Here is a 19,633-nt window from a genome sequence, read left to right on the forward strand (position 1 = left end):
CCCCGGCTAGCTCGCCGTCGTGCGGTCCCGCGGCGGGGTCGGTGGCGCGGCCGCCCCCCGGCGGGTCCGCACCGCCCCCGGCGCCCCAGGAACCGGCCGTGCCGCCGGTGCAGCCCCCCGCACCGCCGACCCCGTCGACGCCCGCGCCGCCCCCGGTCACGGTGCCCCCCGTGCCCACGACGCCGCCCACGACCACGACGCCCCCGGTCACGGTGCCCCCGGTCACGGTGCCCCCGGTCACGCCGCCCCCGGTCACGCCGCCCCCGGCGAGCCCGACGTCCTCGAGCGCGACGTCGACGACCACGACGACCAGTTCCGCACCGGCCCCCGTCCCGCCGGCACCCGTCAGCCCCGGCGGCTTCACCCCCGACCCCCCGCCGGGGGCGGGGACGTCCGCAGCGGCGCCCTGAACCGGCCGGTTCAGCGGGCCGCCGCGACCCCCGCGGCGGCCCGGTCCCTCGAGCCGGCCAGCGCCAGCGCCGCGTAGCCCGCGCCCAGCGCGACGGCCACGCCACCCAGCCGCCCGTCCGCCGGCACCAGCAGCACCGCCGCCGCGCAGGCCAGGCAGTAGCTGACGTTGAAGACGAGGTCGTAGGCGGTGAACACCCGGCCGCGGTAGGCGTCGTCGACGCTGCGCTGCACGACGGTGTCCACGCCGATCTTCGCGCCCTGCCCGCCCAGGCCGAGCGCGCCGGCGGCCACGGCCAGGACCGCCGGCGACGTGCTCAGCCCCACCACCACCTGCCCGGCGCCGGCCACCAGCAGGCACAGCGCGATCCAGGTGCGCACCCGCCCACCGCGCGCACCCCACGGAGCCAGGACGGCCGCCAGCCCCGAACCGGCGGCCACCGCGCTCAGCAGCACCCCCAGCGCCGCCAGCCCCGCGGCCGGGTCCCCGCCGGTCAGGGTGGTGCGGCACAGCACGACCACCGCCACCGTCGTCAGGCCGAACGCCCAGCGGTGCCAGGCCACCACGCCCAGCGCCGCCGCCGCGGCCCGCCGCTCACCCAGGTGCGCCACGCCGTCGCGCACGTCGCGCACGCTGGCGCGCAGCACCCCGCCGACCGTGCGCTGCGCCGCCGGCGAGGTGGCGGGGGAGGGGCCGGCGGGGGCGCTCGCGGGCCCCGGGCCGAGCAGGCCGCGCGGGAAGCGCAGGGCCAGCGCACCGGCCAGCAGGTACCCGCCGGCGGCGGCCAGCAGCGCCACCACGTCCGCGCCGCCGCCCGTGCCGGCCGCCGCGGTCAGCGCCACCGTGAGCGCCGCCCCCGCGCCGGCGGCGACCGTGCCCGCGCTGGGGGTGACCGCGTTGGCCAGCACCAGCCGGTCGGGGGCCACCACCCGCGGCAGCGCGGCCGACAGCCCCGCCAGCAGCCCCCGGTTCACCGACAGCACCGCCAGCGCCAGGGCGCCCACCGCGACGTCACCGGCGCCGCGGGCCAGGGCCAGCGCCGCGCACACCGCCAGCGCCGCGCGCAGCAGGTTGCCCAGCCCCAGCACCGAGCGCCGCGGCCGGCGGTCCAGCAGCACCCCGGCCCACGGCCCCACCACGGTGAACGGCAGCAGCAGCACCGCGGAGGCGAGCGCCACCTGCGCGGGGGTGGCCTGCCGCTCGGGGGAGAAGAAGAACAAGGACGCCAGCCCCGCCTGGAAGGCGCCGTCGGCGGCCTGCCCGGCCAGCCGCACCCCCAGCAGGTGGCGGTAGCGCCGGGTGCGGGCCAGCTGCCCCAGTTCTGCGAGCACTCCCGGCTGCGGCACGCGGCCACGCTACGGGCACCGCCGTCCGGCCGTGGAGGTCTGGTGCACACCCGGCGGGGGTCCCCGGCCTGGCGGGCGGCGCCCCGGGCGGCGCGCATACTGGGACGGCCGGTGGGTGGGGGCCCGGGCACGACCCGGCCCCGCTGAAGATCCGGCCGGCGCCTGCCGATGCACCGGCAGCGCCCCCGCGCCGCGGTGCGAGCCCGGCTCGCCCCGCACCCCCGACGCCCGGAGGACCAGACCGCAGTGGCCGCACGTCGTCCCGCCCCCGCCCCCTCGTCCCGCCGCCCGCAGCGCCGCCCGCGGCGCCGGGGCCGGCGCGTGCTGGCGTGGCTGGGCGGGCTGCTCGTCGCCGGTGCCGTCCTCGGCGTGGCCGGCTTCGCCACCGCGTACGCGCTGGTGGACGTGCCCGACCCCAACGAGCTGGCCGACGCGCAGACCAGCACCGTGTACTACTCCGACGGCACCACGCCCATCGGCACCTTCGCCGAGGTCAACCGGCAGGACGTCGGCATCGAGCAGGTGCCGGAGGTCGTGCAGCACGCCGTCCTGGCCGCGGAGGACCGCTCCTTCTACGAGAACCGCGGCGTCTCGCCCAGCGGCATCGTCCGCGCGCTGTGGAGCAACGTCAGCGACGGCACCCAGCAGGGCGGCTCGACGATCACCCAGCAGTACGTGAAGAACTACTACCTGTCCTCCGAGCAGACGTACACGCGCAAGCTCAAGGAGTTCTTCATCGCGCTGAAGATCGACCAGCAGCAGACCAAGGCGGAGACGCTCGAGGACTACCTCAACACCGTCTACTTCGGCCGCAGCGCCTACGGCATCCAGGCCGCCGCGCAGGCGTACTTCGGCGTGGACGTGGAGCAGCTGAACGCCTCCCAGGGCGCCCTGCTGGCCGCCGTGCTGAAGGCGCCGAGCAACTACGACCCGCACAACGACGCCGAGGCCGCCGCGCAGCGCGTGGACTACGTCCTGGACGGCATGGTCGAGGAGGGCTGGCTGAGCGCCGAGGAGCGGGCGCAGGCGGGGCTGCCGGAGACCGTCGAGGACACCGAGCCGGACCAGCTCGCCGGTCCCGAGGGCTACCTGCTGGACACCGTCAAGCGGGAGCTGACCAGCAGCACCGTCGGCCTGACCGAGGAGGAGGTCGAGCGCGGCGGCCTGAGCATCGTCACCACCTTCGACGCGCGGGCGCAGGCCGCGGCCGTCGAGGCCGTGCAGGACCGGCTGCCCGAGGAGCTGCCCGAGGGCTTCCACGTCGCGCTGTCCGCGATCGACCCCGCCACCGGCGGGGTGGTCGCCATGTACGCCGGGGCGGACTACCTGGAGCGCCAGCGCAACGCCGTCACCCAGGACACCGCGCAGGCCGGCTCCACCTTCAAGCCGTTCACCCTGGTGGCGGCCCTGGAGGAGGGCACCTCGCTGCGCAGCACGTACAGCGGCACCAGCCCGATGACGGTGGACGGCTGGAAGGTCTCCAACTTCGGCGGCTCCTCCTACGGGCGCATCAACCTGCTCACCGCCACCGCGAACTCGGTGAACACCGTGTACGCGCAGCTCAACGAGGAGGTCGGCCCCGAGGCCACCCGCGACGTCGCGATCCGCGCCGGCTACCCGGCGGCCACCGCCGGCCTGGCCGACGAGGACACCACCATCTCCAACGTGCTGGGCACCGCGTCCCCGCACCCCATCGACGTCACCCAGGCGTACGCGACCTTCGCGGCGCAGGGCGTGCGCACCCAGTGGCACACCATCGTCAGCGTCACCGACTCCGACGGCACCCGCTCGTACACCGCCTCCCCGGCGCAGGAGCGCGTCTTCTCCGAGGACGTCGCCGCCGACGCCACCTACGCCATGCAGCAGGTCGTGCAGCAGGGCAGCGGCCGCTACGCGCGCAACCTGGGCCGCCCCGCGGCCGGCAAGACCGGCACCTCCTCGAGCAACAAGTCGGCCTGGTTCGCCGGCTACACCCCGCAGCTCGCCGCCTCCGTGGCGCTCTACCAGTCCGGCCCGAACGGCGAGGCGCAGTCGCTGGACCTGGGCGGCGGCGAGGTCACCGGCGGCTCCTACCCGGTGCGGATCTGGACCGACTTCATGGAGGACGCGCTGGAGGGCACCGAGGAGCAGGACTTCCCCGACCCCGCCTACGTGGGCTCCTCGCGCGGCTCGTCATCCTCGTCCTCGCGCGGCTCCTCCGGCTCCTCGTCGACGGCCACCCGCAGCTCCACCCCCACGGCCACGCAGTCGCCCACCAGCACGGAGACCGCCTCCCCCACGGAGACCGCCTCGCCCACGGGCACCGCCACGGCCACCGCCACCTCCAGCCCGAGCGCCACCGCCACCTCCCGGCCCACCACCTCGCGCCCCACCGCCACCGCCACCTCCGGCGGCGGGGACGGCGACGCCGAGGAGGAGACCGACGGCGCTGCAGCCCGGGAGGAGGCGGACGCCACCGCCGCACCGAGCGCGGCCGCCGCGCAGTAGCCGCGGGGTGGTCACGGGGTGGCCCCGCGCGGCCGCCGAGCCGGCGGGTGACCGCGGCGGCACCGCCGGATGGGTCAAGCTGCTGCCGTGAGCACCGGCACCCCCGCACCCCCGCCCACCGGCACCGGCAGCCCCGAGCCCCGCACCGCCGAGCCCGTCGCGCCCCTGCCGCCCACCGCGGCCGACCCGGTGGCGCGCGCGGCCAGCGAGGTGATCGGCGGGCCGGCCGGCCGGCGCCTGGCCCCGCAGGCCCCCCGGTGGGCGCGGCCGCTGCCGGTGCTGGTGGCGCTGACCACGGTGCTGGTGGCCCTGGGCGCCGCGAGCAAGCACCACTGCCGCGCGCGGGGCTGGAGCACCCCCGACCAGTTCGTGCACGCCTGCTACTCCGACCTGCCGGTCGTGTACACGTCCTCGGGGCTGTCGCAGGGCCTGGGCCCGTACGGCGACGGGGTCTCGCTGGGGCAGCCGCCGGTCACGGCCGCCCTGGCCTGGCTGATCGGCCTGGTGGCCCCGCGCGGCACCGGCGCCGACGCCCAGCGCGCCTACTTCGACGCCGGCGCCGTGGTCCTGCTGGTGGCCGCGCTGGTCACCGTGGTCGCGGTGGCGCTGGCGGCGGGCCGCCGCCGCAGCTGGGACGCGCTCCTGGTGGCCCTCAGCCCCCTGCTGGTCCTGTCGGGCCTGGTCTCCCTGGACCTGGCCGGGGTCGCGCTGGCCAGCGCGGGCCTGGCGCTGTGGGCGCGCCGGCGCCCCCTGGCCGCGGGGCTGCTGCTGGGGCTGGCCGTCGCGGCGCGCACCTACCCGGTGCTGCTGCTGGTCGCGCTGGCGCTGCTGGCCCTGCGCGCGGGCCGCTGGCGCGCGGCCGGCACGACCCTGGCCGCCGCGGCGGCGGCGTGGGTGGCGGTGAACGCCCCCTTCGCGCTGGCGGACGCGCAGGGCTGGAGCGCGTACCTGCGCGACGTCGCCGGGCGCTCCGCCGGGTACGGCTCGCCGTGGCTGCTGCCGCAGCTGGTGGAGCGGGCCGCGGGCTCTCCCGACGCCACGGGCCTGCCCCCCTCGGCCGTGACGGCGATCGCGCTGTGCACCTGGTTCGCGTGGCTGCTGCTGGTGGGGCTGCTGGTGCTGTGGGCGCCGCGCCGCCCGCGCCTGCCGCAGGTGGCGTTCCTGCTGGTGGCCGGGTGCTGCCTGCTGGGCCCCGCGTTCCCGGTGCAGGCGTCGCTGTGGCTGGCGCCGCTGGCGGCGCTGGCGCTGCCCCGCTGGCGCGAGCACCTGCTGTGGTGGGCGGCCGAGGCGGCGTACTTCGCCGGGGTGTGGCTGTTCATCGCCGGGCAGAGCACCCCGGCGCGGGCGCTGCCCCCGGAGCTGTACGCGGTCCTGCTGCTGCTGCGCCTGGCCGCCCTGGCCCACCTGGTCCTCGTCGTGGTGCGCCAGGTGCGCTCGCCGTGGCGGGACCCGGTGCGCGCGGAGGGCCTGGACGACCCCGCCGGCGGCGATCTCGACCGGGCACCGGACGCGCTGGTGGTGCGGGTGGCGTGAGCGCTGCCGCGGTGTCCCCAGGAGCGCCGCGGGCCGGCCGGGAGCAGTCCGCTGTGGACGGCGGCGTCGCCGGGCGCCCGGTGCGGAACGGTGGACCGCCGAGGGGCCGGTAGACTGCTGGGGTTCTGCGCCCGCTGGTCGGGCGTGGACGACGCACCGAGACCCTCCTGCCACGGAGAGACCGTGGCCGCCTGAGACCGAAGGAGGTGGGGAATGAGCGCGCGTCAGTACGAGCTCATGGTGATCCTCGACGCGGAGCTGGAGGAGCGCACGGTCGGCCCGTCGCTCGACCGCTTCCTCAACGTGGTCCGCCAGGGTGGTGGCGAGGTCGGCAAGGTCGACATCTGGGGTCGCCGCCGCATGGCCTACGACATCAAGAAGAAGTCCGAGGGCATCTACGCCGTCGTCGAGCTGAACGCCACGCCCGCCGTGGTGCAGGAGCTCGACCGGCAGCTGAACCTCAACGAGGCGGTGCTGCGGACGAAGCTGCTCCGCGCCGAGGCCGCCTGATGGCGGGGGAGACCGTCATCACGCTGGTCGGGAACCTGACCAACGACCCCGAGCTGCGCTTCACCCCGTCCGGGGCGGCGGTGGCCAACTTCACGGTCGCCTCCACCCCCCGCACGTTCGACCGCCAGTCGAACGAGTGGAAGGACGGCGAGACGCTGTTCATGCGCTGCGCCATCTGGCGCGAGGCGGCCGAGAACGTCGCCGAGTCCCTCACGCGCGGCACCCGGGTGGTCGTCACCGGCCGCCTGCAGTCGCGCACCTTCGACACGAAGGAGGGCGAGAAGCGCACCGTCATCGAGATGCAGGTCGACGAGATCGGCCCCTCGCTGCGCTACGCCACCGCGAAGGTCACCCGGGCCTCCCGCGGTGGAGGCGGCGGTGGCGGGGGCTTCGGCGGCGGCGGCAACTCCGGCGGCGGCAACTCCGGCGGCGGCTTCGGCGGCGGGGGCAACCCCGGCGGTGGCGGGGGCGGCGGCTGGGGCGCGAGCTCCGGCGGCGGCCAGCAGCAGCAGGACGACCCCTGGGCCACCGGCCCCTCGCAGGGGTCCGGCGGCGGCTGGGGCGGCGCGTCCAACGACGACCCGCCGTTCTGACGGGCAGTCCCCCGCAGCACTCCTCCAGGCCCTGCGGGGCCTGACCCTCGGTGCGCCGCGACCGTCGTCGCGGCCCGCCGAGCACCACGAACGACGTCATCCCGGGCCTGAACCCCCGGGCTCTCACGAGAGGGGAGCACCACGATGGCCAAGGTGCCCGTGCGCAAGCCCAAGAAGAAGCAGAACCCGCTCAAGGCAGCCAAGATCGAGAGCGTCGACTACAAGGACACCGCTCTGCTGCGCAAGTTCATCTCCGACCGCGGCAAGATCCGCGCGCGTCGGGTGACGGGCGTGTCCGTTCAGGAGCAGCGTCAGATCGCCAAGGCGATCAAGAACGCTCGCGAGATGGCGCTGCTGCCCTACAGCAGCTCCGCCCGCTGAGGAGGAGGGACGAGATGAAGCTCATCCTCACCCACGAGGTCTCCGGCCTCGGCACGCCCGGCGACGTCGTGGAGGTCAAGGACGGCTACGGCCGCAACTACCTCCTGCCGCGCAACCTGGCCACGCCGTGGACCAAGGGCGGCGAGAAGCAGGTCGAGTCGATCCGCAAGGCTCGCAAGACCCGCGAGATCGCCACCCTGGACGAGGCGAAGTCCGTCAAGCAGTCGCTCGAGTCGCGCACGGTGGCCTACGTCGCCCGTGCCGGCCAGGGCGGCCGCCTGTTCGGCGCCGTCACGCCGGCCGACGTCGCGCAGGCCGTGACCGCCGCCGGTGGTCCCGCGGTCGACAAGCGCAAGATCGAGCTGACCCAGCCGATCCGCACCGTCGGCGTGCACAAGGCGCTCGTGCGCCTGCACCCCGACGTCTCGGCGACCGTCACCATCGACGTCGTCGCGGCCCAGGGCTGACACCAGCTCCGCAGCCCGGAACCGGAGGCCGGTCGCGCAGCGCGCGGCCGGCCTCCGGCGTTCCCGGGCCCCTGCTGCGCTGAACGGGTGGGCCGGCCTCCAGGGACCTCCGCCGGGGGCCGACAGCACCGGTGTGCCTGCGCTCGACACCGTGAAGCTCCCCGTGCGGATCCACTGCGTCCTGGCGCCGCTCGTCATCGTGCTGTGCCTCCTCCTGCCCGAGGGGCTGCCGCGCGCGGTCCTGAACACGCTCATCGGCTTCGCCTGCGCGGGCCTCGTCGTCCTCGGCGTCCACCGGAACCGCCCCCGGGGCGCCGCCGCGTGGTGGCTCATCGCCGCGGGCGTGGGCGCGTGGACGCTCGGCGACGCGCTCTACTCGTACCTGGAACTGGTGCTGGGGATCTCCCCGTTCCCCTCCGTGGCCGACGTCTCCTACCTGGCGGCCTACCCCCTGCTGACGGCCGCCCTGTGGTCCTTCGTGCGCTCGCGCACCGGCGGGCGCGACCGCGAGGGCGTCATCGACACCGCGATCATCTCGATCGGCTTCGCGCTGCTGAGCTGGATCTTCCTCATGCAGCCCACGCTCGCCGACGGCAGCGCCACCGTGCCGACGCGGGTGCTGGCGGCCCTGTACCCGGTGGGCGACGTGCTCCTGCTGGCGCTGCTGGTGCGCCTGTTCACCTCCAGCGGCGCCCGCAGCGCCTCCTTCCGCCTCCTGGGTGCCGGCGTGGTGCTCATGCTCGTCGCCGACAGCGTCTACCAGGTGCAGAGCCTGGACGGCGTCTACTCGCCGGTCCTCGACGCCGGCTGGCTCGCCTCCTACGCCTGCATCGCCGCCGCCGCGCTGCACCCCTCCATGCGGCGGCTGACCGAGCTGGAACCCAGCGCCGGCGTGGCCTTCGGCCGCGGCCGCCTCCTGGCGCTGATGTTCGCCAGCCTGCTCTCGCCCGGCACGATGGTGCTGCAGCTGTGCCTGGGGCTGTCCCTGGAGCCCTGGGCGGTCGCCCTCAGCTCGGTGGTGCTGTTCGTGCTCGTCGTGGTGCGCATGTCCGGGCTGCTGGCCCGCGTGCAGGAGCAGTCCGCGCAGCTGGCCGCGCTCGCCCGCACCGACGCCCTCACCGGCCTGCCCAACCGCCGCAGCGGCGACGCCGAGCTGCACCGGCTGCAGCAGGAGGCGGTGGCCGAGGGGCGGCCGCTGGCGGTGGCGGTGCTCGACCTGGACCGCTTCAAGAGCTTCAACGACACCTTCGGCCACCCCGCCGGGGACCGGCTGCTGTCTCAGGCCGCGCTCGCCTGGACCGCGGGCCTGGACGGCACCGGAGCCGTCCTGGCCCGCTGGGGCGGTGAGGAGTTCCTGGTCGTGCTGCCCGACCGCGACCTGGCGGGTGCCGCCGCCGTGGTGGACGCCCTGCGCGCGCGCACCCCGCTGGGGCAGACGTTCTCCGCGGGCGTGGCGCAGTGGGACCGCACCGAGACCCTCGCCGCCCTCGTCGCCCGCACCGACGAGGCCCTGTACGAGGCCAAGCACGCCGGTCGGGACCGGGTCGTGACCGCCGGGGCGGTGCCGGCCGCGCAGCAGCCCGTGCCGCCGCGGCCGTCCCAGCAGCAGCCGTCCCCGCGCGCCGCGGCGGAGCCCCCCGCCCAGCCGGTCGCCTGAGCGCCGCCCCGCGGTCCCTCACCCGGCGCCGGTGACCACCCACGCGCCGGAGCGCTCGCGGTGCACCAGCGTCAGCAGCCGGGCCAGCGAGTACGCCCCCGCGAAGGACGCCCACAGCCACACCAGCCCGGCGCGACCGGGCGGCGCGAGCAGCAGCACCAGCACCGCCAGCGGCGCGTAGGCGGCGAGCGTGAGCACCCCGGCGCGCGCCAGGTAGCGCCCGTCGCCGGCGCCGATGAGCACGCCGTCCAGGACGAAGACCCAGCCGGCGACCGGCAGGCAGACCCCCAGCACCACCAGGGCCGCCGCCAGGTCCCCGCGCACCTGCGCCTGCGGGGCGAACAGCCCGGCCACCGGCCAGGAGGTCGCGGCCACCAGCGCGCCCAGCACCACCCCGACGGCCACGCCCCACTGCGAGGTGCGTCGCACCGTGGCCCGCACCCCGGCGACGTCCCCGGCGCCCAGGTCGCGGCCGACGAGGGCCTGCGCGGCGATCGCGAGGGCGTCCAGCGCCAGCGCCGTGGTCGTCCACACCGTCATCGCGACCTGGTGCGCGGCCAGGCCGGAGTCGCCCTGGGCGGCGGCCACGTACGTCGTCAGCAGCAGCGCCACGCGCAGGGTGAGGGTGCGCACCAGCAGCGGGACGCCGGCGCGGGCGCTGCGCAGCACGCCCAGGGGGTGGGGGTGCACCGGCGCCCCGGTGCGCCGGACCCCGCGCGCCACGACGGCCGCCAGCGCCAGCGCCATGAGCACCTGGGTGGCGGCGGTCCCGGCCGCGGCGCCGGCGATGCCCCACCCGGCACCGTGCACGAGCAGCAGGTTGAGGGCGACGTTGAGCCCGGCTCCGGCGGCGGCGACCACCAGGGGGGTGCGGGTGTCCTGCAGGCCCCGCAGCAGGCCGGTGGCGGCGAGCACCACGAGCATCGCCGGCAGCCCCCACAGGCTCACGCGCAGGTACGTCACGGCGTGCGGGCGGGCCGCGGCGGACACCCCCAGCGCGTCCACCACCGGCCCGGCGGCGGCGTGGACGACCACGGCCGTGACGACGCCCAGCCCCAGGGCCAGCCACACCCCGTCCACACCGGCGGCCAGGGCGCCGCGCACGTCGCCCGCGCCGAGGCGGCGGGCCACCCCGGCGGTGGTGCCGTAGGCGAGGAAGACGAACAGGCTGACGGCGGTGGCGAGCACCGCGCCGGCCACGCCGAGGCCGGCCAGCGGCAGGGTGCCCAGGCGGCCGACGATCGCGGAGTCGGCCAGCAGGAACAGCGGCTCGGCCACGAGGGCGCCCAGCGCGGGCACGGCCAACCGGGCGATCTCGGCGTCCCGGGCCCGGGCCTTGAGGCCCGCCGGGGAACCGTTACCGGACCGCAACCCCACCGTCGATCTCCCGTCGTCCGCAGGAATTTCTCCTCCACACCTCGCGGACGGCATCGTCGCAGGTCAAGTGCGGTGCACCTGCCGGTGGGGGGACGGATCGGGGAGTTGTCCCCAGGGTTGTCCACGCCCTGTGCACCGCGACCCCCAGTTCGTCCACAGGTTGTCAACCGCCCTGTGCACAGGCGGGTTTGACCGTTGCTCCCCGCGTGCGCCAAGGTGCCTGGACCGAGGTGTCGGACCCTCCCGGTAGACCTCGGTCGACAGCGGTGGCAGCGCCGGTGCACGACCGTTCGGGAAGAGGGGCGCAGCAGGGTGACGACGTTCGACGACGCTCCGGCGCAGCGCGGCGGGTCCGGTGGGCCCCGGCGCAAGGGGAGCGACGACCGCGGTCCCGAGGTGGGCAGCGAGCCCTACGAGCGGATGCCCCCCCAGGACATCGCCGCCGAGCAGGGCGTGCTCGGCGGGATGATGCTCTCCAAGGACGCCATCGCCGACGTCGTGGAGGTCCTCAAGGGCGTCGACTTCTACCGGCCCGCCCACGAGCTGATCTACGAGTCCATCCTCGACCTCTACTCCCGCGGCGAGCCCGCCGACCCCGTCACGGTCTCCGCGGAGCTGACCAACCGCGGCGAGCTGGCCCGCGTCGGCGGCACCCCGTACCTGCACGACCTCATCTCCACCGTCCCCACTGCCGCCAACGCCGGCTTCTACGCGCGCATCGTGCGCGAGCGCGCCGTGCTGCGCCGCCTCGTGGAGGCCGGCACCCGCATCGTGCAGATGGGCTACGGCGCCGACGGCATGGACGTCGACGCCATCGTCAACTCCGCTCAGGCCGAGGTGTACGCCGTCACCGAGAAGCGGGTGAAGGAGGACTACGCCGTCCTCGGCGACGTCATCGAGGGCGCCATCGACGAGATCGAGGCCAGCTCCCACCGCGGCGAGGGCATGGTCGGCGTGCCCACCGGCTTCGCCGACCTGGACGGCCTGACCAACGGCCTGCACCCGGGCCAGATGATCGTCATCGCGGCCCGCCCCGCGGTCGGCAAGGCCCTCGCGCTCGACACGCCCCTGCCCACCCCCACCGGGTGGACGACCATGGGCGAGGTGCAGGTCGGCGACGAGCTGCTCGGTGCCGACGGCCGCCCCACCCGCGTCGTCGCGGCGACCGGCGTGATGGTGGACCGGCCCTGCTACGAGGTGCGCTTCTCCGACGGCAGCACGGTCGTGGCGGACGCGCAGCACCAGTGGGCCACGAGCACCGTCGAGCAGCCCGCGGGGGTGCGCACCACCGCCGAACTGGCCCGCGACCTGCGCCGCGGCCTCGCGCACCGCGTCGAGACCTGCGCACCCCTGGACCTGCCCGAGGCGGACCTGCCCGAGCCGCCGTACCTGCTGGGCGCCCGCCTGTCCGGCTGGACCGGAGCCACCAGCGGCCCGGGCGCGCCCGGCCCGGAACTCGTCGTGCAGCTGGAGGCGGAGGGTGCCACGGGTGCGAGGCCGGGCCCGGCCGCCGTCGTCCCGCCCGCGTACCTGCGCGCCTCCCTCGCCCAGCGCCGCGCCCTCCTGGCGGGTCTGCTGGACGCCGCCGGCACGGTGACCCCGGCGGGCCGCGTGGAGTGGAGCACCGCCGACCCCGACGTCGCGGCGGGCGTCCTGGAGCTCCTGCACTCCCTGGGCCACCGGGTCTCCCAGCGCCGTGACGCCGGCCTGCACACGTTCACCTTCACCCCCACCGGGGGCGTCTTCCGCCTCGAGGAGCAGCGCCTCGAGCTGAAGGAGGCGCTCGCCGGTCGCCCGGTGGCCGTCCCCGTGCGCTGGGTCGTCGACGTCGCACCGGTCGCGTCGGTGCCGGTGCGCTGCGTGGAGGTCGACGACCCCGACCACCTGTACCTCGCGGGCCCGTCGATGGTGCCGACCCACAACTCCACCCTCGGGCTGGACATCGCCCGCGCCGCGTCCATCAAGCACGGCCTGGCGTCGGTGATCTTCTCCCTGGAGATGGGCCGCAACGAGATCTCCATGCGACTGCTGTCCGCCGAGGCGCGCATCCCCCTGCAGAACATGCGCAAGGGCACGATGCGCGAGGAGGACTGGACGAAGCTGGCCCGCACCATGGGCTCCATCTCCGAGGCCCCCCTGTACATCGACGACTCCCCGAACATGTCGCTGATGGAGATCCGCTCGAAGTGCCGGCGGCTGAAGCAGCGCGCCGACCTCAAGCTCGTCATCGTCGACTACCTGCAGCTGATGACGTCGGGCAAGCGGGTCGAGAGCCGCCAGCAGGAGGTCTCGGAGTTCTCCCGAGCGCTGAAGCTGCTCGCCAAGGAGCTCGAGGTCCCCGTCATCGCGCTGTCGCAGCTGAACCGCGGGCCGGAGCAGCGCACCGACAAGAAGCCGCAGATGAGCGACCTGCGCGAGTCCGGTTGCCTCACCGCGGACACCCGCGTCCTGCGCGCGGACACCGGAGCGGAGACGACGCTGGAGGAGCTGTTCGCCCTCCAGGCCCGTGACGTCCCGGTGTGGGCGCTGGACGACTCCCTGCGCTACGTGCGCCGCCACCTCACCCACGTGTTCCCCACCGGGGTGAAGCCGGTCTCCCGGTTGCGGCTGGCCTCCGGCAAGGAGGTGCGGGCGACCGCGAACCACCCCTTCCTCACCTACGACGGGTGGAAGCCGCTGGGTGAGCTGGGTGCGGGCGATCGTCTCGCGGTGCCACGCCACGTGCCGGGGCCGGAGCGCGTCGCCAGTTGGGAGGACGACCGGGTCCTGCTGCTGGCGCACCTGCTCGACGAGGGTTCTGCCGGTGCCGGGCACCGCCTCCAGGGCGCTGCGCTGCCGGCCGAGGTCTTCCACCTGCCCAAGCGGCAGATCGCGCTGTTGCTGCGTGCGCTGTGGTCGCGGTGCGGCGACGTCACCGTGTCGCCCGACGGAGACCGCGGGCGCGTCCGGGTGGTGCTGTCGAGCCGCCGCCTGGCGGACGACGTCGCCCGCCTGCTCCTGCGCTTCGGCATCGCGGTCTCCGTGCGGCCGGAACCGCGCGGTGCGGACCACTGGTGCGTGCAGGTCGCCGGTCGGGATGAGCAGCGCCGCTTCCTGCAGGAGATCGGCGTGGACGGCACTGAGGACGGCGCACCCGAGCGCCTCCTGGCGATCGTCCGTGGAGCGGCTGGTGTGCCGGCTCCCCGTCGCGACCCCCACCGCGTCTGGGACGACGTGCGCTCGCTGCTCGTGCCGGGCGAGGCCAGGTGCGCTGTGCCGGCCGGTCAGCCACTGGGTGCGATGACCGCCCTGCTCGACGAGGTGGACCTCGACGTGGTGGCCGTCAACGACGTCCTGTGGGACGAGGTCGTCGCCATCGAGCCGGACGGTGAGGAGCAGGTCTTCGACGCGACCGTCGTCGGTGGGCACAACTTCGTCGCCAACGGCATCGCCGTGCACAACTCCATCGAACAGGACGCCGACATGGTGATCCTCCTGCACCGCGAGGACATGTACGAGAAGGAGTCCCCGCGCGCGGGTGAGGCCGACTTCATCGTCGCCAAGCACCGCAACGGCCCCACGGACACCATCACCGTGGCGTTCCAGGGCCACTACTCCCGCTTCGTCGACATGGCGACCTGACGCGGCGGTACGACGAGAGGACCGGCGTGGACGGCGAGGTGGACGGCGGCGAGGCGGTCTGCTGGCTGCACCTGCTGTGCCCGGACTGCGGTGCCGTGCGGGAGGTCCCCGCGGACGCCGCGTGCCCCGCGTGCGGCGCACCACCTCCACCGCGAGACTGATCACCAGTCAGCACGCACCCCCCGGGAGGACACCGTGGTCGACCTGCGAAGCGTCACCGACGAGCACCTGAGCACCGCGCGCAGCTCCGCGCACGGCCGCAGCGCGCACCTGCTCGTGCACGACGGGCACCTGCGCCAGACCCTCATCGCCCTGCGCGCCGGCGAGGGCCTCTCGGAGCACAACCCTCCCCAGGCCGGCAGCGTGCACGTCCTCGTCGGCCGGGTGCGCATCACCGCAGGCGACCGGGAGTCCGAGGTCGGTGCCGGCGAACTGGTCGAGCTGGTCCACGAGCGCCACTCCGTCACCGCCGTGGAGGACTCCGTGTTCCTGCTGACCACGGTCACCGGCCTGCCCGACGGCGACCCCACCGTCTGAACCGGCCGGAGGCTCAGCGCGTCGGCCGCCGCACCACCAGCGCGGTCGTCTCGAACTCCTCGTCCGCCACCGTGCGGGCGTCCAGGCCGGCGCCGGCCGCGGCTCGCACCGCCGCGGCCTCCTGCTCCCCGGCGACCTCCGCGAGCAGCGACCCGCCCGGCCGCAACCAGGTGGCCGCACCGGCGAGCACCCGCCGCAGCACGCCCAGGCCGTCGCCACCGCCGTCGAGCGCGAACCTGGCCTCGTGCTCGCGCGCCTCCGGCGGCAGCAGCGCCACCTCCCCGCTGGGCACGTAGGGCACGTTCGCCACCACCACGTCGACGGTCCCGCGCAGCGCGGCGGGCAGCGCGGCGAACAGGTCCCCGCGGTGCACCCACGCGCCGGGCAGGTTCGCGCGGGCGCAGCGCACCGCGGCGGGGTCCACGTCGGCGGCGTGCACGAGCAGGCCGGGCACCCGCACCCGCAGGGCCGCGGCCAGCGCGCCGGTGCCGCAGCACAGGTCCACCAGGACGTCACCGGGCGCCAGCAGCGGCGCCGCCAGCGCCACGAGCAGCTCCGAGCGGTGCCGGGGCACGAACACGCCCGGTGCCACGGCCAGGCGCAGCCCGCAGAACCGCGCCCACCCCAGGACGTGCTCCAGCGGTTCCCCGGCGGCGCGCCGGGCGGCGAGCGCCTCCACGTCGCCCGGCGCGCTCGCCGCCGCGCGCAGCAGCGCCGCCTCCCGCTCGGCGAACACGCAGCCCGCCCCGCGCAGGCGCGCCACGAGGGGGTCGGCCGGGGTGCTCACGGGCCGCGGGCTCAGGCGCCCTCGGCGAGGAACGCGGTGATCCCCTCCACGACGACGCGGTGGTCCTCCGCCTCCGGCAACCCGGACACCGCGACGGCGCCCACGCAGCCGACGCCGCGCACGTTCACCGGGAACGCGCCGCCGTGGGCGGCGTAGCGGCCGGTGTCCAGGCGCGAGCCGGTGTCGAAGGAGCCGCCGGCGGCGCGGAAGCGGGTGCCCACCAGGTAGGAGGAGCGGCCGTAGAGGTCGACCACGGCCATCTTGCGGTCCAGCCACGCGTCGTTGTCGGCGGAGGAGCCGGGCAGGCCGACGTGGAAGAGGCGCTGGCCGTTGCGGCGCACCGAGACCGCCACCGGCAGCGCGTCGCGGAGGGCGCGCTCGGCCAGCAGGGTGCCCAGCCGCCAGGCGGTGAGGTTGTCGAAGGCGTCGAAGACGAGGTCTGCCTCGTGCTGCTCCAGCTCCGCGAGCAGCGCGGCGTGGTCGTGGGTCATCGGGTCTCCCGGTTCGAGGGTGCGGACGGTTCGGGGTGCGGGGTCAGCCGCGGGCGGCGAGGACGGCGGCACCGGCGGCGACGACGAGGGCGCGCCGCACCTGGTGGGCGCGCTCCCAGCGGGCGCGCCCCTCCCGCCAGCCGGGCACCTCCCGCCCGGGCGTCCAGGTGCGCAGCTGCCGGTTGAACGGCACGTGCACCCGCACGGTGAGGGCGACCGCCGCGGCCACGGCGGCCGCCGAGGCCGCCCGCCACGCCGCGGCGGCGGGTTCGCGGCGCGCCTGGGTGGCGGCGGCGAGGAGCCCGGAACCCGCCGACGCCATCGACAGCGCCGGGGCCAGGCGCCGCATCACGGCGTCGGCGCGCTGCTGGTGGGGGACGTAGTCGGCGAAGTCCGCGGTGCGGCGGTGACGCCCGGCGGGGTCGGGGACGATCGCCAGCGCGAGCAGGGCGGTGAGGGCGTCGTGGGCGCGGGCCGCCGGGGAGGTCACGGGGGTGATCCTGCCCGAGGTGGGCGGGCGCCGTCAGGGCTCCGGCGCCGGGGGCGGTGCTGATCGGGGACACTGGGATCACCCGTACAGCTGGCGCGACGCCAGAGGACCCCCCGGCGTCAGGAGAGAGCACGTGCCCCAGGACTCCTCCCGCCGGCCGCTGCCCGCGACGGGGGCCGCTGCGGCGCCGTGGGCGGCGAGCCGCGCCCTGTCGGCGGACGAGCCCCGGGTGGCGCAGGCGCGCCGGCTGCAGCGCGGCGGCACCCCGCCCGGTCTGCAGCGCGTGGCGGCGCTGGCGGCGCGGTTGCTGGACGTCCCCTCCGGGCGCGTCTCGCTGCTCAGCGACGTGCAGCACCTGGCCGGTGCCGCCGGTCCGCAGCCGCCCGCCGGCGAGGACGGTCCCGAGCCGCTGGCGCAGTGGCTGTGCACGCAGACCGCCGCCGCGGGCGCGCCGCTGGCCATCGCCGACACCCGCGCCGATGAGCGGGTGGCGCACCTGCCGTCGGTGACCAGCGGCGTGGTGGGTTCCTACCTGGGGGCGCCCCTGAGCGCCGGGGACGGTCGGGTGGTCGGCGCGGTGTGCGTCTTCCAGCCGTCCCCGCGCGCGTGGAGCGAGCAGGACGTGCTGCTGCTGGAGCAGGTGGCCGAGGAGGCGTCCGCCCACCTGGAGCTGGCCGCCATCAGCGGCGAGTACCGGCGCAGCAGGACGCTGCTGGAGGTCGCGGTGCAGGCCGCCGGCATCGGCACCTTCGAGCTGGAACCGGCCGGTGGGCGCCTGGTGTGGGACGAGCAGATGCACGCCCTGTTCGGGGTGCGCCCGCAGGACCCGGTCGAGGACCTGGACCGGGCCGTGGGCCGCGTCCACCCCGACGACCAGGCGCAGGCGCGGGCGGACGTGGACGCGGCCCTGCGCAGCGGGGTGTACGCCTCCGCCTACCGGGTGCTGCTGCCCGGCGGGAGCACCCGGTGGCTGGAGGGTCGCGGGCGCGTCCTGGGCGGTGCGGACGGCGAGCCGGCGCGGCTGGTGGGGGCCGTGCACGACGTCAGCGCGCAGCGCCAGGTCACCCAGCGGGTGGCGGCGGCGCTGGAGGCGATGGCGGTGGGCTACGTGGTCGTGGACGCCGCCTGGCGGACCGTCTACGCCAACGCCGAGGCCGAGCGCATCACCGGGCAGCGGCGCGAGCAGCTGCTGGGCCGCTCGCTGTGGGAGGTCTTCCCGCGGGCCGTCGGCACGGTCTTCGAGGAGCACTACCGCCGCGCCGTGCACAGCGGCCGGCCGGAGGTCTTCGAGGCGCACTACCCGGAGCCGCTGGACGTCTGGGTGGAGGTGCGCGCGGTCCCCGAGGGCGAGGGGCTGGCGCTGTACTTCCTGGACATCACGGCCCGCAAGCGCGCCCAGCAGGCCGCCGAGGCCGCCGCAGCCCGCGCCGAGCTCCTGGCCGCGGTGACCGCCGAGCTGACCGCCACCCTGGACGGCGAGCAGGCCGTGGCGCGCCTGGCGAAGCTGGTCGTGCCGGCGCTGGGGGACTGGTGCGTGATCACGCTGGTCGAGGACGACGCGGCGGTCAGCACCCCGGCCAGCGCCCGCGCCACCCGCGAGGAGCACCTGCGCCGCGGCCTGCGCGACGTCGGGTGGTGGCACCGCGACGAGCGGCTGCGGCCGCTGGTGCAGGAGTACGCCGCGCACCGCCTGGAGGAGCTGACCGAGTCGGCGTTCGTGTGGCGCGCGCTGCGCCAGAGCCGCCCGGTGCCGATCCCGGACGCCACCCGCGCCATCACGGCCGTGCTGCGGCCCGGGGGGCGGGTCCGGCCGGTCCTGGCGGAGCTGGCGCCGGCGTCGGCGGCCGTCTTCCCGCTGCGCGGGCGCGGGCGCACCGTGGGGCTGATGACGGTCTTCGCCGGCCCCGACCGTGCCCCCACCAGCGTGGAGGAGCTCACCACCGCCGGCGAGGTCGCCGCCCGCGCGGGCCTGGCCCTGGACTCCACCCGCCTGTACCGCCAGCAGCGCGACCTGGCCGAGGGCCTGCAGCGCTCCCTGCTGAGCGAGCCGCCCGAGCCCGACCACGGCCAGGTCGTGGTGCGCTACGCACCGGCCGCCGAGGCGGCGCAGGTGGGCGGCGACTGGTACGACGCGTTCATGCAGCCCGCGGGCGCCACGGTGCTGGTCATCGGCGACGTCATCGGCCACGACACGCAGGCCGCCGCGGCGATGAGCCAGGTGCGCACGGTCGTGCGCACCCTCGGCGCGCTGGAGGACGCCTCGCCCGCGCAGGTGCTCGCCCGGGCCGACCGGGCGATGGCGAACCTGCAGATCACCACCACGGCCACGGCCATCGTCGCCCGCCTGGAGCAGAGCCTGGACGAGCGCGAGCGCGGGGTGACGCGGATGCGCTGGTCCAACGCCGGGCACCCCCCGGCCATGGTGGTCAACCCCGACGGCGCCGTGCTGGCCCTGGCCGGCGTGCACGCCGACCTGCTGCTGGGCGTGCTGCCGGACACGGAGCGCAAGGACTCCGAGGTCGTCCTGGACCGCGGTTCCACCGTGGTGCTGTACACCGACGGGCTGGTGGAGCGGCGCGACCAGCCCCTGCAGGAGGGCCTGGAGCGCCTGCAGGAGGTGCTGGAGGACCTGGCCGCGGAGGACACCGACCTGGACACCCTGGTGGACCGCCTGCTGCAGGAGATGCTGCCGCCGGACCCCGAGGACGACGTCGCGGTGGTCGCCGTGCGCCTGCACCGCCAGGACCGGCCCCGCCCCGCCGAGGCGGGGCCGCACCGGGTGCCCCCGCACGTGCCGCCGGAGCCCGACGCGCCCGTCGCCCGGCCCCGCGCCGACGGGCCGGCCACGCCGGGTCCCGCCCCTTGTTAGGGTCGACGTCGTGAGCCGCTCTCGGTCGACCCTGGGTTCCGTACCTGCTCTCGCGAAGGACGGGCTGAGGGTGGTCGC

At 76.3% G+C, this 19,633-nt stretch carries 16 protein-coding genes and 1 pseudogene; 11 read left to right on the forward strand and 6 right to left on the reverse strand.

From position 1 onward, the window contains the following. Positions 1-364: pseudogene (locus ACRYR9_RS14415) on the reverse strand (hypothetical protein); the annotation flags it as partial. A 56-nt stretch (positions 365-420) separates the two neighbouring features. Then, positions 421-1,755, reverse strand: coding sequence for an MFS transporter (locus tag ACRYR9_RS14420; RefSeq protein ID WP_432492414.1), 1,335 nt, complete (start codon positions 1,753-1,755; stop codon positions 421-423). A gap of 246 nt (positions 1,756-2,001) precedes the next feature. On the opposite strand from ACRYR9_RS14420, the gene ACRYR9_RS14425 reads away from it, so the two are divergent. The 7 genes from ACRYR9_RS14425 to ACRYR9_RS14455 all read left to right on the forward strand — a co-directional run bounded on the left by ACRYR9_RS14425 (position 2,002) and on the right by ACRYR9_RS14455 (position 9,383). Then, positions 2,002-4,242 carry a transglycosylase domain-containing protein gene (locus tag ACRYR9_RS14425; RefSeq protein WP_432492416.1) on the forward strand — a complete coding sequence of 747 codons (2,241 nt, stop codon included), beginning with the start codon at positions 2,002-2,004 and terminating at the stop codon, positions 4,240-4,242. Positions 4,243-4,329: 87 nt separating this feature from the next. Continuing rightward, positions 4,330-5,775, forward strand: coding sequence for a glycosyltransferase 87 family protein (locus tag ACRYR9_RS14430; RefSeq protein ID WP_432509636.1), 1,446 nt, complete (start codon positions 4,330-4,332; stop codon positions 5,773-5,775). Positions 5,776-5,988: 213 nt separating this feature from the next. Then, positions 5,989-6,285 (forward strand): 30S ribosomal protein S6, encoded by a 297-nt coding sequence (gene rpsF, locus ACRYR9_RS14435; RefSeq protein WP_432492420.1) that lies wholly within the window; start codon positions 5,989-5,991, stop codon positions 6,283-6,285. After that, the gene (locus tag ACRYR9_RS14440; RefSeq protein ID WP_432492422.1) at positions 6,285-6,878 is read left to right on the forward strand and encodes a single-stranded DNA-binding protein; all 594 of its coding nucleotides are present in this window, start codon (positions 6,285-6,287) and stop codon (positions 6,876-6,878) included. Before rpsF ends, ACRYR9_RS14440 begins: the two co-directional genes overlap by 1 nt. Before the next feature lie 144 nt (positions 6,879-7,022). Next, on the forward strand, positions 7,023-7,259 hold the full coding sequence (gene rpsR, locus ACRYR9_RS14445) for a 30S ribosomal protein S18 (protein WP_166612805.1): 237 nt from the start codon (positions 7,023-7,025) through the stop codon (positions 7,257-7,259). A gap of 14 nt (positions 7,260-7,273) precedes the next feature. Beyond that, on the forward strand, positions 7,274-7,726 hold the full coding sequence (gene rplI / locus ACRYR9_RS14450) for a 50S ribosomal protein L9 (RefSeq protein ID WP_432492424.1): 453 nt from the start codon (positions 7,274-7,276) through the stop codon (positions 7,724-7,726). Positions 7,727-7,877: 151 nt separating this feature from the next. Further along, a complete protein-coding gene (locus ACRYR9_RS14455; protein WP_432492426.1) occupies positions 7,878-9,383 on the forward strand; it encodes a GGDEF domain-containing protein in 1,506 nt (501 codons plus the stop codon). A gap of 18 nt (positions 9,384-9,401) precedes the next feature. On the opposite strand, the gene ACRYR9_RS14460 is transcribed toward ACRYR9_RS14455, so the two are convergent. Further along, complete coding sequence (locus ACRYR9_RS14460; protein WP_432509378.1) at positions 9,402-10,754, reverse strand: MATE family efflux transporter; 1,353 nt, start codon at positions 10,752-10,754, stop codon at positions 9,402-9,404. Positions 10,755-11,180: 426 nt separating this feature from the next. Between ACRYR9_RS14460 and dnaB the strand changes: the two genes are divergently transcribed. The 3 genes from dnaB to ACRYR9_RS14475 are packed head-to-tail and all read left to right on the forward strand — an operon-like array spanning position 11,181 to position 14,918. Continuing rightward, the gene (dnaB, locus tag ACRYR9_RS14465; RefSeq protein ID WP_432492492.1) at positions 11,181-14,381 is read left to right on the forward strand and encodes a replicative DNA helicase; all 3,201 of its coding nucleotides are present in this window, start codon (positions 11,181-11,183) and stop codon (positions 14,379-14,381) included. A gap of 26 nt (positions 14,382-14,407) precedes the next feature. Continuing rightward, positions 14,408-14,542 carry a hypothetical protein gene (locus ACRYR9_RS14470; protein ID WP_432492430.1) on the forward strand — a complete coding sequence of 45 codons (135 nt, stop codon included), beginning with the start codon at positions 14,408-14,410 and terminating at the stop codon, positions 14,540-14,542. A 34-nt stretch (positions 14,543-14,576) separates the two neighbouring features. After that, positions 14,577-14,918, forward strand: coding sequence for a cupin domain-containing protein (locus ACRYR9_RS14475; RefSeq protein ID WP_432492432.1), 342 nt, complete (start codon positions 14,577-14,579; stop codon positions 14,916-14,918). A 13-nt stretch (positions 14,919-14,931) separates the two neighbouring features. Here the strand turns inward: ACRYR9_RS14475 and ACRYR9_RS14480 are convergent, their stop codons facing one another. Genes ACRYR9_RS14480 through ACRYR9_RS14490 form a run of 3 tightly spaced genes read right to left on the reverse strand, consistent with a single transcriptional unit; the run spans position 14,932 to position 16,686 of the window. Then, complete coding sequence (locus ACRYR9_RS14480; RefSeq protein ID WP_432492434.1) at positions 14,932-15,705, reverse strand: putative protein N(5)-glutamine methyltransferase; 774 nt, start codon at positions 15,703-15,705, stop codon at positions 14,932-14,934. Between the two features lie 11 nt (positions 15,706-15,716). Beyond that, positions 15,717-16,196, reverse strand: coding sequence for a heme-degrading domain-containing protein (locus ACRYR9_RS14485; RefSeq protein ID WP_432492436.1), 480 nt, complete (start codon positions 16,194-16,196; stop codon positions 15,717-15,719). 43 nt (positions 16,197-16,239) lie between these two features. Next, on the reverse strand, positions 16,240-16,686 hold the full coding sequence (locus ACRYR9_RS14490; RefSeq protein ID WP_432492438.1) for an anthrone oxygenase family protein: 447 nt from the start codon (positions 16,684-16,686) through the stop codon (positions 16,240-16,242). A 133-nt stretch (positions 16,687-16,819) separates the two neighbouring features. Between ACRYR9_RS14490 and ACRYR9_RS14495 the strand changes: the two genes are divergently transcribed. Beyond that, positions 16,820-19,555: a SpoIIE family protein phosphatase gene (locus ACRYR9_RS14495; RefSeq protein WP_432492440.1), complete on the forward strand. Its 2,736-nt coding sequence runs from the start codon at positions 16,820-16,822 to the stop codon at positions 19,553-19,555. The last annotated feature ends 78 nt before the right edge of the window (positions 19,556-19,633 follow it).

The sequence above is a fragment of the Kineococcus auxinigenes genome (genome assembly GCF_050871525.1).
GTDB lineage: Bacteria > Actinomycetota > Actinomycetes > Actinomycetales > Kineococcaceae > Kineococcus.

Excerpts from the sequence above, each read along its gene's own strand:
- rpsR (WP_166612805.1), top strand. The coding sequence starts at position 7,023 with ATGGCCAAGGTGCCCGTGCGCAAGCCCAAGAAGAAGCAGAACCCGCTC.
- ACRYR9_RS14485 (WP_432492436.1), bottom strand. The coding sequence starts at position 16,196 with ATGACCCACGACCACGCCGCGCTGCTCGCGGAGCTGGAGCAGCACGAG.
- dnaB (WP_432492492.1), top strand. The coding sequence starts at position 11,181 with ATGCCCCCCCAGGACATCGCCGCCGAGCAGGGCGTGCTCGGCGGGATG.
- ACRYR9_RS14440 (WP_432492422.1), top strand. The coding sequence starts at position 6,285 with ATGGCGGGGGAGACCGTCATCACGCTGGTCGGGAACCTGACCAACGAC.
- rpsF (WP_432492420.1), top strand. The coding sequence starts at position 5,989 with ATGAGCGCGCGTCAGTACGAGCTCATGGTGATCCTCGACGCGGAGCTG.
- rplI (WP_432492424.1), top strand. The coding sequence starts at position 7,274 with ATGAAGCTCATCCTCACCCACGAGGTCTCCGGCCTCGGCACGCCCGGC.